Origin of the sequence: Sphingomonas sp. SUN019 (assembly GCF_024758705.1) — a bacterium.
Taxonomy (GTDB): Bacteria; Pseudomonadota; Alphaproteobacteria; order Sphingomonadales; family Sphingomonadaceae; genus Sphingomonas.
In genome coordinates this window covers 814,270-827,141 of sequence record NZ_CP096971.1, presented here as the reverse complement: position 1 = coordinate 827,141, position 12,872 = coordinate 814,270, and the positions used below count along the sequence as shown (strand labels likewise).

Below are 12,872 nucleotides of genomic sequence, written 5' to 3'. Positions count from 1 at the left end.
GACGTCTAGCAAGTGTGTTTTACAGACCGCGAAACGTCAGCCCGGATCAACGGCGTTGGGAGAGCGGAATGGGGCGGGTCGAGGGTATGGTCGCGATCGTGACCGGGGCCGGATCGGGCATCGGCCGGGCCGACACGATCCTGCTGGCAGCCGAAGGCGCCACGGTCATCGCCACCGACATCGACACGGACGGCGGCCGCGTTACGGTCGATCGCGCCGGCCCCAACGCGCACTTCGTGACGCAGGACGTGACCGACGAACAGGGCTGGATCGACCTGATCGCCGATGTAGAGGCGCGCTTCGGCCGGCTCGATATCCTCATCAACAATGCAGGCGTGGTGTCGTTCGCCACGGTCGAGGACGCCGGTCTCGACGATTTCCGTCGCATGAACGCGGTGATGGCGGAGGGCGTATTCCTCGGCTGCAAGCACGCCATCCCGGCGATGCGTCGCGCCGGTGGCGGATCGATTATCAACATGGCGTCGATCGTGACGAAGGTCGGTTTCCCGATCTTCTTCGCCTATACCGCCGCCAAAGGCGCGGTGGAGGCGATGAGCCGGTCGATCGCGATGCACTGCCAGGAAACCGGCTCCGGCATCCGCTGCAACACCATCCACCCCGGTGCGATCGAGACACCGATGATGGCGCTGGCCGAGGGCCGGCCGGGCGAGGAACGGCCGGTCGCGGCGGGTGCCTTGCCGCAGGGCGCGATCGGCGCGGCGGAGGACATCGCGCAGGCGGTGCTGTTCCTCGCCAGCGCCGAATCGCGCTTCATCACCGGCATCGAATTGCAGGTCGACAATGGCTGGCACGTGCGTTCTGGCGGGCCGACCTGATTATGTTACTTGTTATGATCTAGTAAGTGAGTTAGTCGTTAATACGAGCCGGTTGGAAAAGCTGCGCCGTGGGAGAGAGTGACGATGGCGGATCGGATGGCCGGCAAGGTGGCGCTGATTTCCGGGGGCGCCAGCGGTCTCGGCGCGGCGCAGGCGGTGCTGTTCGCGCGCGAGGGTGCCAAGGTGATGATCGGCGATCTGCAGGAATCGCTCGGCGCCGAAATCGTAACGCAAATCCGTGACGCGGGGGGTGAGGCGGCGTTCATCCGCCTGGACGTCACCAGCCTCGACAGCTGGACCGCGGCGGTCGACGCGACGATCGCAGCCTTCGGCAGCCTGACGACGTTGGTCAACAATGCGGGCATTTTCCATCCCGGCGGTGTCCGCAGCGAAAGCGAAGCGGGCTGGGCGAAGATGATCGCGGTCAACCAGACCGGGCCTTTTCTCGGCATGAAGGCGGCGGCGGAAGCGTTGCTGGCGTCGGGAAATGGCGCGATCGTCAACATATCGTCGCTGTACGGCCTGATCGGCAGCCCCGATGCGATCAGCTATCACGCGTCCAAGGCGGCGGTGCGGGTGATGGGCAAGGGCGCGGCGCTGGAATTTGCGCGGGCGGGCATCCGCGTGAACACGATCTTTCCCGGCCAGATCAAGACCCCGATCCTCGGCGACATCACGCCAGAGCAAGATGCCGCGATCAAGGCGTCGATCCCGATGGGCGACGTCGGCGATCCGATGGACATCGCGTACGGCTCGCTGTTCCTCGCTTCGGACGAGGCGCGTTACATCACCGGGGCCGAACTGTGGATCGATGGCGGCTGGTACGCGGGGCACTGATCCTTTTCACCTGAGGCCGCGGGTGCGGCCGGAGACCAAGATGGCGTGGGATTTTTCGACCGACCCCGACTTTCAGGAACAGCTGGACTGGATGGGCACGTTCGTCCGCGAGGAGGTGGAGCCGCTCGACCTGGTGTTCCGCGCGCCCGCCGCACCGTTCGATCCGAAATCGCCCGCGCGCGCGATCATGAAGCCGTTGCAGCGAATCGTGAAGGAACGCGGGCTATGGGCCTGTCACCTGGGACCGGAACTGGGCGGGAATGGCTTTGGCCAGTTGAAGCTCGGGCTGATGAACGAGATTCTCGGCCGCAGCCGTTTCGCCCCCACCGTCTTCGGCACGCAGGCGCCCGATACAGGAAATGCCGAAATCCTCGCCCGCTTTGGCAGCGATACGCAGAAGGCGCGGTATCTGCAGCCGTTGCTCGATGGAGACATCGTGTCCTGCTATTCGATGACCGAGCCGCAGGCGGGTGCCGATCCCGGCGAGTTCACCTGCGTCGCCCGGCTGGACGGGGACGAATGGGTGGTCGACGGCGAGAAATGGTTCGCCAGCCACGCCTGCGTCGCCGAATTCCTGATCGTCATGGCCATCACCGACCCCGACGTGCCGGTGCACGAAGGGTCGACGATGATCATCGTGCCCGCTGGGACGCCGGGCATGCACATCGTCCGCAACACCGCCGTCGGCCCGAAGGACGAATTGGGATCGGGCGTCCAAGGCTATATCCGGTTCACCGATTGCCGCGTTCCGGCGGACAGCAACCTTGGTCCGGTCGGGGCGGGGTTCAAGGTGGCGCAGTCGCGGCTCGGCGGCGGGCGCATCCATCACGCGATGCGCACCGTCGGCATGCTGAACAAGGCGATGGACATGATGAAGGAGCGTGTCGTCTCCCGCATTACGAAAGGCGAGCGGCTGGCCGACAAGCAGATGGTGCAGGAAAAGATCGCCGACAGCTATACGCAGATCCTGCAGTTCCGCCTGCACGTGCTGTACGCGGCATGGCTGCTGGACCGCGACAAGGCCTATACCCGGCCCGTCCGGCGCGAGATTTCGGCGATCAAGGCGGCGATGCCCGGCGTGCTGAAGGACGTCGTCTATCGCGCGCTGCATCTGCACGGATCGCTCGGCATGTCGAATGAAACGCCGCTGATGGACATGTGGCAGTACGTCCCCGAAATGGGCATCGTCGATGGCCCGACCGAGGTGCACAAGGTCTCGGTCGCGCGCGACGTGCTGCGTGACGTGCAGCCCTCGCCCGGCGTTTTCCCGACCTATTTCGTGCCCGACACCCGCGCCGCCGCCGAGCGCAAATTCGCCGCGTTTCTTGAAAAGGAGGTTGCCGCGTGACCGACGCTTTGCTCGCCCGGATCGATCAGCTGGAAAGCCGCTTCGCGATCCTGGATTTGACGTCCGATTACTGCCTGGGCTTCGACAAAAGGGATTGGGAGCGCTTCATCGGCATCTGGTGGGAAGATGCCGTATGGGAGGTTGGTCCACCGTTCGGCAACTTCGACGGGCATGAGGGCATCACGCGCGCCGTCCACGACATCCTGTGGCCGGCATGGAAACAGTCGACCCACTATAACACCAACCTGCGCGTCACGTTCGACGGGGCCGACCAGGCGAGCGGGGTCAGCGACGTCGATTGTATCGGCACGACGGCGGACGGGCAGGCGCAGACCGTGGCGGCGACCTACACCGACGATTTCGAGCGCCGCGGCGGCGTGTGGAAGATCGCGCGCCGCCACGTGAAGATGCATCATTTCAGCCCGCTGGTCGGCATCACGCTGTCGGCGCCCGCCTGAACAGACGCGCGACCGAGCACGAAGCCCGCAGGAGAGACGCATGGCCTTTATCGATGCCGAAGACGGCCGACAGGTCTATTATCAGCACCATGCCGGGCCGGGACGCCCGGTCGTCCTCATCCACGGCTGGGCGATGTCGTCACGCGCCTGGGCGGGGACGATCGATCGCCTGCGCGCCGCGGGGCACGCGGTGGTCGCGATCGACCACCGTGGCTGCGGGCGATCGGACCATGATTTCGCCGATACGTCGATCGACGCGCTGGCGGGCGACGTCGTCGCGGTCGTAGAGCAACTCGGGCTTGATGGGGTGGTGCTGAACGGCTGGTCGCTCGGCGGTGCGGTTGCAGTAGCGGCGGCCGATCGGCTCGGTGACCGTCTTGCCGGGCTGGTGCTCACCTGCGGCGCTACGCCACGTTACACGCAGGCGAGCGATTTTCCGTATGGCGGCACGGCGGAGGCGGTTCGCGGCACGCCGCAGGCGATGGCGGCGGATCGTGCCGGGTTCTTCATGGGGATCGCGCAAGCTGTTTGTGCGAAGCCCGTAGGGCAGCCCGTCATCGACTGGATGTGGGCCATGTTCATGGACAGCGGCCCCGGCGTCGGCCGGTCGATCGTGGATCTCGCCGATCTCGACCAGCGTGCGGTGCTCGCGCGGCTCGACGTACCTGTACTTTCGCTCGTCGGGAGCGCGGACGCGATCGTGCCGCCGGAGATCGGGATGCAGGCGGCGGAAATTGCGCGGCACGGCCGCCTGGTCACCTTCGAGGGCAGCGGCCACGCGCCGTTCGTCGAGGATCCCGACGCCTATCACGACACGCTGATCGGCTTTCTGGCGGACCTGCGATGATCGCTATCCTGAAAAGGCACTTCCATGCTTGATTCGCTGATGGTTCCTTTCGCGTACAAGTCGCTGAAGCTGGCCAACCGTTTCGTGATGGCGCCGATGTCGCGCTATTTCGCGCCGGGGGGTACGCCAGGGCGAGAGATCGCGGATTACTATCGCCGCCGCATCGACGGCGGTGTCGCGGGGGTCATCACCGAAGGCGTCGCGGTGGACGTGCCCGGCGCGGTCGCCGCCGACGCGGTCCCGCATTTCCACGGCGAGCGCCCGCTTCAGGGATGGCAGCACGTTGTCGACGGCGTTCACGCGAGCGGCGGCGCGTTCATCCCGCAGCTCTGGCACGTCGGCGGCTGCACCGATTTCAACTTCCCCGACTCCCCGCATGATCAGTTGGTCAGCCCTTCCGGCTTGGTAGGGCTCGACATGCCCGGCGGACGGCCGATGACAGAGGAGGACATCGCCGACGTCATCGCATCCTTTGCGCGCGCCGCGCGGGATGCCGTCAGGATGGGTTGCGACGCCATCGAGCTTCACGGTGCGCATGGGTATCTGTTCGACCAATTCTTCTGGGACGTCACTAACAAGCGAACAGATGGCTATGGCGGATCGGATATCGGAGCGCGGGCAAGCTTTGCCGCCGAAACCGTCGCCGCGATCCGCGAAGCCGTGGGGCCCGACCTCGCGATCATCTTCCGCGTCTCGCAGTGGAAGGTGTACGATTACGACGCGCGCTTGGCCCGCGACACGGCGGAAATGGAGCAGTGGCTGACGCCGCTGGTCGATGCGGGTGTGGACATATTTCACGCCTCCGAACGCCGTTTCTGGGAACCCACGTTTGAGGGGAGCGACCTGAACCTTGCAGGGTGGGTGAAGGCGGTCACGGGCTGCCCGACCATCACGGTCGGGTCGATCGGACTGTCGCGCGATCTGATGGCGGATTTTGTCGAAGGCACTTCGCAACCGGAGGTCGAGAAACTCGACGACCTGCGCCGCCGGTTCGAACGCGGCGATTTCGATCTCGTGGCGGTCGGCCGCGCGTTGCTGAGCGATCCGGAGTGGCTGCGAAAGGTGCTGGCCCATGATCTGACCGACCTGAAGCCCTACGCCCTGGAAACCAAAGACATTCTTTACTGAGGGTTCGACCCGCACCCAATCGTCCGACCGAAATCGCCTGCGCCAGGAGAAACCAGATGAGCACTACCGTCATCCGTACCGATGAAGCCGCGCAGGGCCGGAAGCCCAAGACAGATGGCGTGGATTTCGACGCCATTTGCATCGGCGCTGGGTTTGCCGGACTCGCTGTGCTCCATCATCTCGGCACGCTGGGCCTGTCGGTCCGCGTGTTCGATCGCGCGTCGGACGTCGGCGGCACCTGGGCGTGGAACCGCTATCCCGGCGCGGCGACCGACAGCGAAAGTTATTATTACTGCCTGACCTTTTCCAAGGAGCTGTTGCAGGAATGGAAATGGACCAAGCGGTATCCGGGCCGGGAGGAAACACAGAATTATCTCCGCTTCATTGCCGACCGGTGCGACATGTGGCCGAACATTCAGCTGAACACCGAAATCGTCGAGGCGCGGTATCTTGCCGATCGAGCCTGTTGGCAGGTCGACACTGCGGGCGGCGAATCCTTCACCTGCAAGTATTTTATCAGCGGGATGGGCATGATTTCCGAACCGGTGATCCCGAAGATCAACGGCATGAAGGATTTCAAGGGGCCGCTGTTCCATTCCTCGCGCTGGCCGCAGCAGCATCTGGACTATGCGGGCAAGCGCGTCGGCATCATCGGCGCGGGAGCGACGACCGTGCAGATGTTGCCGGTGGTCGCCGAAACCGCGGCGAGCGTGACGGTTTTTCAGCGCACGCCGAACTACGTGCTGCCTGCGATGCAGCAGGACATGACGCCGGAGTGGGACCGGAGCATCAAGCAGAATTACGACGATATCGTCGCCAAATGCCGCAAGCATGTGTTCGGCATGGCGTTCGACAGCCCGGTCGGCCGCAACGCCGTCGACACGCCCGCGGAGGAACGGCAACGGATATTCGAGGAGAAGTGGACCGGAAGCTTCCGCTGGGTATTCGAAACGTTCGACGATCTGCTGAGCAGTCCGGAGGCCAACCGGATGGCCGCCGACTTCATAGGCGCGAAGATGAGGGAGCGGGTGAAGGATCCGGTCCTGGCGGAAAAGCTGACGCCGTCATTCGACGATTATCCGCTCTTCGCCAAACGCCCGCCGCTCGACCACGGCTATCTTGAAGCGTTCAACCGGGACAACGTTCAACTGGTGGACATAAAGAACGCCGAACCGCTGGTCGAAATCATCGAGACCGGCGTGCGCACCACGAAGGGCGACTACGACTTCGACATTATCGTCCTGGCGACCGGCTTCAAGGCCTATACTGGCGCGCTGGAGGCGTTTCCGATCCGAGGCAGTAGTGGCCAGACGTTGCAGGAAAAATGGCGGGCGCAGTCGGAAAGCATCATGGGGGTCTGCGTGTCGGATTTCCCCAACATGTTCGTGATCACGGGTCCGCAGGCGCCATTCGCCAACCTGCCAACCTCGATCGAGCAGAACGTTATCTGGATCACGCGCTGTATCGACAAGATGGAGCGTGAAGGCTTCGACGTGTTCGAACCGCGGCGCGAAGCCGAGCAGGCGTGGTCCGCGCAGACCGCCGACATCCACGGGCAAACGCTGATGGCGCAGGGCGACAAGGTGAATTCATGGATGATGGGCGCCAATCGCGAGGACAAGCCGGCGCGGGTGCTGATCTATTTCGGCGGTGCGGGCCTTTACTATGATACGCTGGACAAGTCGGCCGATGGAGGCTTTCCCGAACTCGAGTTCAAGAGGCGCGGCGACTGAGCCAGGCTTGATCGCGTTCCGTCCTCAAGAGAGCCAGATCAGTCCCGGCCCCGCTATCACGCTTCCCAGCAGGGCGCCGGCAAGTACGTCGGTGGGATAATGGTGACCTGCGGCGATCCTGGCCCAGCCGATCAGGATCACGGTGGCGATGGCCGGGGTGGCGATCGCAGGCATCGCCACAGCAAGCGGCACGAACGCCGCCGTCGCCGTCATGGCGTGCCCGCTGGGGAAACTGTAACGGTCGAGCGGCTTCAGCAGCGAGGCGATCGAGGGGTCGCAATCGAACGGCCGCCGTCGCGCGCAACGCGTCTTTATTCCGGGATAGATCAGATGCGCGCAGAGTACCGAACTGGTGGCGATGATGACGCCGGCTAGTATCGGTCGGCCAAAGAACAGCAAAAGGATCGCGGCGACGATCGGATAGAGGCTGCCGTTGGACAGGCGATTCAGGACGATGGCGACATGGCGAACCGCTTTGCGCTCCATATGGCCGACATAGCGGCGCACGTGATCCAGTTCACGCGCGTCCAGCCGTTCGAAGAAATCGGCCAGCGATCCGTCTCGCGCCGCCCGTTCCAGCCCGATCCACCGTCGCATCGAAGCCCCCCTGCTGCAATGTGCCCCTCGCGCGACTCCTGTTTTCTTCGATCTTAACATAGCACAATGCGGCGCGTCGGTGCAGCCGTTCCGAATCGTGCGTGGGGGACCGTTGCGCCTGCGCGACGATTACGCGACTATCCGCCGTCCAAGCCCGTGGAGCGGGGGGAATCGATGCGGGGCTATCCTTACGCTTTCTATGTCGCGCTGGACGGCAACGGGATCAACGGCCTCGAAGGCATGGCGGGCATGTGCCTGTTCCTGTTCGATCCTGCGGGCGACCGTTTTGCCTGGAAGATCGAATATTACGACGGTGTCGCCGCGGGTCATGCCTGCATGGTCAACCCGGGCGGCACGACCGGCTTCCTCGGTAATGCCGGGCAGCACCTGTTGTTCTTCGACGCGAAAACGCTGGCGGAAACCGCGCGCATCTCGACGCTGCGGTTCGAGACGCCTGCGACGTCGCTGCACGGCAGCACGCATCTCGCTTGGCTCGACGACCGGCACTTCATCACCGCAATCGGCAGGCATTTCTATCGCTTCGCGCTGGACGATCTCGAAAATCCCGAACGACTGGAGCCGCACGGCGTGAAACTGCCGCACGCGATGAAGCTGACCGCGTCGAAGCGTTACCTCTGCTATGGATCGATGGACGATCCGAGCCGCGGCCGTCGCGGCGAGGCGAGGCATGTCGGCATCCGCGACATGCAGACAGGCGAGATTCGCATCGTCGATCTGCCAGCAACTTGCTGGCACGTTCTGCCGCACCGCAGCGAGGAACTTTTCTACGCCATTTCGTTCCGCGTCGCGCCGCAGGACCGCGTCGACTGGCATCAATGGGGCATGGCGTATCTGAAGGAATATGTGTTCGAAATCGATGCGACGCGCGGGGCGGTGCGGCGGCATTGGGCGACCGGGCGCGAGACGCCGGCGCATATCAATTCGGATATCACGTCGTCGGATAGCGAACTGATCTTCTGCAATGGCGGGAGCCAGTCGATCCTGTTTGTCGAATTGGCCGATCTGGCGCGCCACCGGATGATCGACGAGCGGCCCGACATCGCGGAACTCGCCAAAAGGCCGCGCGAGGTGGCGACGCAGGTGTTCGAGACATTCGTGCGCGGCAATGTCTTCAGCAACTCACAGCATTTCCTGGGCGCGCTCCAGGTCAGCCGTGGCTCGCTGCTCGATTCGGTTTATGCCTGTCAGCTCTCGGCCGACCAGAGCCTGTTGTTCACGGCCAATCGCGGGCTGAACCACATCACCATCTACGATTATCCGTCGAGCGCGCTGCGCCTGCGGGTGCCGATGCCGCCGCTGCAGGAATTCGTGCCGACGCTGTCGCCGTCGGCCGACCCGCGGCTGGGATTCCATCATGCTGCGCTGGTGGGGTGACGCTCAGTCGAGCAGCCCCGCCGCCGCATCCGCCGTATTGCGAAAGTTCTTGGGGATCAGCGTGCCGATGAGCAGCTCGATCGCCGCCGCTGCGGGGCGGCGCCATGCCGCAGGCACACGCATCAGCGCAGATGCGTCGATGTCGAGCCTGCCCTCGAAGGTCGCACGCGTGCCGCGGCCGCCCATCGCCGGTTCGAACCGCGTCTCGCCTTCGCAGCTTATCGCTTCCGCCATGAAGTAGGGTTCGATCCGCCAGCGGCAGTGCGTCAGATCCGCCGACCAGTCCGCGTGATCGAGCCAGCCAAGCATATCGGGCGTGATATGACCGTTGAGCGCGGCGGGCAGCTTCGGGTTGACCCGCCATTCGTTCACCAGCTTTACGCCGCCGCAGGGCTGCTCGACACGGGCGACGGCGCGGATGATTTCCACATCGTCCAGCGCCGGCGCGATTTCGGGCAGGCGATCGCGGATCGCGGGTGCCACGCGGGTCAGCGGCTGACGCAGGCCGACGAGGCAGTGGAACGCCTTCATGCAGCGAACCTCCGCTCGATCTTCGCGGCGGCGGCGCGGGCGGTCTGGACGGGGCGGGCGAGCCGCATTTTCATGCGCGTCTCGCGTGCAACATGCGCGCTGGCGGCGAGCCAGGCGATCGCTTCGGCCAGCGCGTCGGCGGCGGGGCGGGGGGCATAGCCGAGCGCGGCGGCGCGATCATGGCTATACCAATAATAACGGCCGACCATCTTGGCCTGCGCGCGCGTCGCGAGCGGTGGTTTGCCGGTCACCCGCGCGCGTGTCTCTTCGGCGAGCGCGATCCAGTAGCAGGCCGTGGCGCTCGCTGTCTCACCCGGCGGCGCGACCCCGGCGAGCGTCGCGATCCGTTCGTGGATGTCGCGCCAGCCGAGATTTTCGGAGCCGAGCACATAGCGTTCACCCGGCGCGCCGCGTTCGGCCAGAAGGATATGGCCACGCGCGACATCGCGCACCGAGACGATGTTGCAGCCGCCCGCCCAGGTCAGTTGCAGCGGATCGGCGAGATAGCTGGTGATGACGCCGTTGCTGGGCCCGAGCGACGTGCCGAACGCGCCGACGCTCATCGTCGGGCAGGCGATCACCAGTTCGACACCCAGCCGTTTGGCGACGCCGATCGTCTCGCGTTCCTGCGCGATCTTTGCGAGGACATAGGCGGGCTCGTCGGCGTCGTCCTGCGCTGTTCGCGCTTCGTTGCGGACGTCCGGGGTGTAGGACGCGCCGAGCGTGACCGACGACGAGGTCATCACGACCCGGCCGATGCCGGCGTCGCGCGCGGCGGCAAGCACGTTGCGGCTGCCCTCGACCGCGGTGCGCGCGAGATCGTCTGGCGCATGGCCCCAATAAGCGAAGTGAACCGCGGTATGGAAGATGACATCACAGCCGACCGCCGCCGCTGCGAGCGACTGCGGGTCCAGCACGTCGCCATATTCAAGCCGGACCGGAAGCCGCGCGATGTGCGACAGGTCGCTGGTCGGACGCACGAGGCCGACGACTTCATGGCCGTCATCAAGCAGTTCGCGCAGCAGATTGGCGCCGATCAGCCCGTTGGCGCCGGTGACCAGCGCCCTCACTGAACTAGCCCCGCATCGACCCGCGCCGCGTGCTGCAGATCGGCAAGGATATTGCCCATCGCGCGCGTCTTGCTGGGCGTCGTCGTGCGCGGTGCCGCCTCAAAGTGGCGGAAGCCGTCGTCGTCGATGCGGATCGGCTTCGGTTTGGTGTCGGGACGCTCGCCTAGCGATTTGATCCAGCCGATCAGGTCGAGATCGTGACTTTCGCCGAGCGACTTCACGAACTCGGTGATCCGTTCGATCGGCAAAGGCTCGTCTTCCTCTGCCCAGGCGCGGCCGATATGGATGTCGCGGCCCTCGGCGACCGCCTCCAGATTGGCGAAGGTGCGGCGGAAGAAGCGGCGATAGGCGTCGGTGACGAGGAATTGCTTGAGCGTCGGAAAGAGATCGAGGTCGATCGCGGCGAGCAGCGGGGGCAGACGGAAGAGCTGGCGGCCCCAGATCGTGACGAGCGTGTCGTCGCCGAGCGCTTCGAAGGTCACGATGCCGTCGTCGGCGATGGCGGAATCGTTGGCGCTCTTGACCGTCTTCCACACCATCTGCTGGCGGCGCGGGGCGTATCCGACCGCCTCGATCTTGGTCACATCGATGACCTCGCCGCCGAACAGGATCGAATAGTTGGGCTGCGGCAGATAGAGGTTGCGCTCGACCTGCCGGGTAACGCGGCCCGCGTCGTCACGCGCGACGACGATCGCGCTGCCGCCGATATAGTCGTTCATAAACTGGATGGTGCGGTGGATCTCGACCGCGTCCACGAAGGTGTCGAACGCGATCGGGTAGCGCCGCACGCCGTCGAACAGGATCGCACCGTCGTGCGACCGCCAGCGCAGGCCGGTCGCATCGGCCGGGATGCCGCAGAGCAGGTCGACGAGCGGCAGCAGCTCGCCGGCGATCCCGTTGAATGCTGCATCGGACACCGAAGCGGGATCGATGTTGACCGGGGCGTCGATGCGGTGGAGCGAATCCTTGTCGAAATGCGTCGCCCAGGCGGCTTGTGCGGCGGCGAGCTGCCCGAGCCAGAAATTGAACAAGGCAAGCAGGTTGGCATCCTCGGCACCGTCGAAGAACGGGGCGAGCGTGGCGTTGGCGCGATCGATCGCGGGGTTGGAGAAGGGGAACAGATCTCGGTCGACCGCTTGGAGCAGCGGCCGGACCGAACGGTCGATCGCGACCGACTGACGCCGAAGCCGGTTGGATTCGATCAGCAGCGGATCGACGTTGATCCAGCCGGGATAGGGACCGAGCGCACCCATCGTGCGGACGCCGGCAAGCAGGCCGGGCTTGCGAAGACCCGGCGCAGCCACGCGCGAGACGTAGGGATCGAGCCCCATCAGGACCGCGCCGTGATGATCGGCGAGCGCCGGATCGGTGGCGGCGATGATGGTGTCGGTGACGATCGGCCGCGGCGACCGCCCGCCGCCATTGCCATGCGCGCTGACGACCGCGTCGATCAACGCGAGATCGACCGGCGCGCGATCGAGCAAAGCCGCGACGACCTCACCGGGATCGCGCCGCAGCCGGTAGTGATAGTCCTTGTCGGTCAGCGGCAGCACGCCCAGCAGCGTGGTGAGGCAGAGCGCATAGCCGTCATCCTCGTCGCTGCGGTTCGCGGCGAAGACGATGCGCAGATCGGCTTCTAGCCATGCACGCGACAACGCGGTTCCGGCGAGCGGGCTGGTGTCGGGGAAAGCACCTTCGACAACATCGTCGGCGAAGTCGATCACGTCATACGGTCGGCCCTTGGGCGTTTCGTAGCGATAGCCCAGCAGGTCGGCGACCATGAACGGATCGCGATTCTCGAGCCACAACGCGCTGCTGTCGCGCGTCGCGCCGACATCGACCCGGGTCGCGCCGGAATCGAACAAGGCGTCAATCAGATGCTCGACCAGACGCGGATCGGTTGCCGTCGGCGATCCGGCCGCAAACGCATCGAGCGCAGGCGCGATGATTGCGGTGAAACCGGTCTTCGCCCTCTTCACTTGGGCGACGATGCGCGCCCGGAAACCCACCTGATCGAGCGCGCGATCCAGCAAGGCGGCAGGTGCCGCGCCGGGCGCACGGACGATGACGACGGCGCGGCCGGGCACGCCGG

The 12,872-nt window shown here is 65.2% G+C and carries 12 protein-coding genes; 8 read left to right on the top strand and 4 right to left on the bottom strand.

Features of this window, described 5'->3' with window-relative positions; genetic code table 11:
• Nucleotides 1-68: 68 nt before the first annotated feature.
• The 7 genes from M0208_RS04005 (at nucleotide 69) to M0208_RS03975 (ending at nucleotide 7,187) form a co-directional block, all read left to right on the top strand.
• The gene (locus tag M0208_RS04005) at nucleotides 69-836 is read left to right on the top strand and encodes an SDR family oxidoreductase (RefSeq protein WP_258890439.1); all 768 of its coding nucleotides are present in this window, start codon (nucleotides 69-71) and stop codon (nucleotides 834-836) included.
• An 84-nt stretch (nucleotides 837-920) separates the two neighbouring features.
• A complete protein-coding gene (locus M0208_RS04000; protein ID WP_258890438.1) occupies nucleotides 921-1,673 on the top strand; it encodes an SDR family NAD(P)-dependent oxidoreductase in 753 nt (250 codons plus the stop codon).
• A gap of 40 nt (nucleotides 1,674-1,713) precedes the next feature.
• The gene (locus tag M0208_RS03995; protein ID WP_258890437.1) at nucleotides 1,714-3,021 is read left to right on the top strand and encodes an acyl-CoA dehydrogenase family protein; all 1,308 of its coding nucleotides are present in this window, start codon (nucleotides 1,714-1,716) and stop codon (nucleotides 3,019-3,021) included.
• Entirely contained in the window at nucleotides 3,018-3,479 is a 462-nt protein-coding gene (locus tag M0208_RS03990) for a nuclear transport factor 2 family protein (protein ID WP_258890436.1), read from the top strand. The genes M0208_RS03995 and M0208_RS03990 overlap by 4 nt, the downstream gene beginning before the upstream one ends.
• A gap of 40 nt (nucleotides 3,480-3,519) precedes the next feature.
• Nucleotides 3,520-4,326 (top strand): alpha/beta fold hydrolase, encoded by an 807-nt coding sequence (locus M0208_RS03985; protein ID WP_258890435.1) that lies wholly within the window; start codon nucleotides 3,520-3,522, stop codon nucleotides 4,324-4,326.
• A 24-nt stretch (nucleotides 4,327-4,350) separates the two neighbouring features.
• Nucleotides 4,351-5,454 (top strand): NADH:flavin oxidoreductase, encoded by a 1,104-nt coding sequence (locus tag M0208_RS03980; protein ID WP_258890434.1) that lies wholly within the window; start codon nucleotides 4,351-4,353, stop codon nucleotides 5,452-5,454.
• A 56-nt stretch (nucleotides 5,455-5,510) separates the two neighbouring features.
• A complete protein-coding gene (locus M0208_RS03975; RefSeq protein WP_258890433.1) occupies nucleotides 5,511-7,187 on the top strand; it encodes an NAD(P)/FAD-dependent oxidoreductase in 1,677 nt (558 codons plus the stop codon).
• 24 nt (nucleotides 7,188-7,211) lie between these two features.
• Here M0208_RS03975 and M0208_RS03970 read toward each other — a convergent pair whose 3' ends face one another.
• Complete coding sequence (locus tag M0208_RS03970) at nucleotides 7,212-7,784, bottom strand: phosphatase PAP2 family protein (RefSeq protein WP_258890432.1); 573 nt, start codon at nucleotides 7,782-7,784, stop codon at nucleotides 7,212-7,214.
• A gap of 174 nt (nucleotides 7,785-7,958) precedes the next feature.
• Here M0208_RS03970 and M0208_RS03965 point away from each other — a divergent pair, with 174 nt between their 5' ends.
• Nucleotides 7,959-9,179, top strand: coding sequence for a hypothetical protein (locus M0208_RS03965; protein WP_258890431.1), 1,221 nt, complete (start codon nucleotides 7,959-7,961; stop codon nucleotides 9,177-9,179).
• A gap of 3 nt (nucleotides 9,180-9,182) precedes the next feature.
• Here M0208_RS03965 and M0208_RS03960 read toward each other — a convergent pair whose 3' ends face one another.
• From M0208_RS03960 to M0208_RS03950, 3 genes are read right to left on the bottom strand one after another with little or no spacing between them, the layout of a single operon-like run.
• A complete protein-coding gene (locus tag M0208_RS03960; RefSeq protein WP_258890430.1) occupies nucleotides 9,183-9,710 on the bottom strand; it encodes a hypothetical protein in 528 nt (175 codons plus the stop codon).
• On the bottom strand, nucleotides 9,707-10,780 hold the full coding sequence (locus M0208_RS03955; protein ID WP_258890429.1) for an NAD-dependent epimerase/dehydratase family protein: 1,074 nt from the start codon (nucleotides 10,778-10,780) through the stop codon (nucleotides 9,707-9,709). The genes M0208_RS03960 and M0208_RS03955 overlap by 4 nt, the downstream gene beginning before the upstream one ends.
• Entirely contained in the window at nucleotides 10,777-12,867 is a 2,091-nt protein-coding gene (locus tag M0208_RS03950) for a DUF362 domain-containing protein (protein WP_258890428.1), read from the bottom strand. The genes M0208_RS03955 and M0208_RS03950 overlap by 4 nt, the downstream gene beginning before the upstream one ends.
• Between the last annotated feature and the right edge of the window lie 5 nt (nucleotides 12,868-12,872).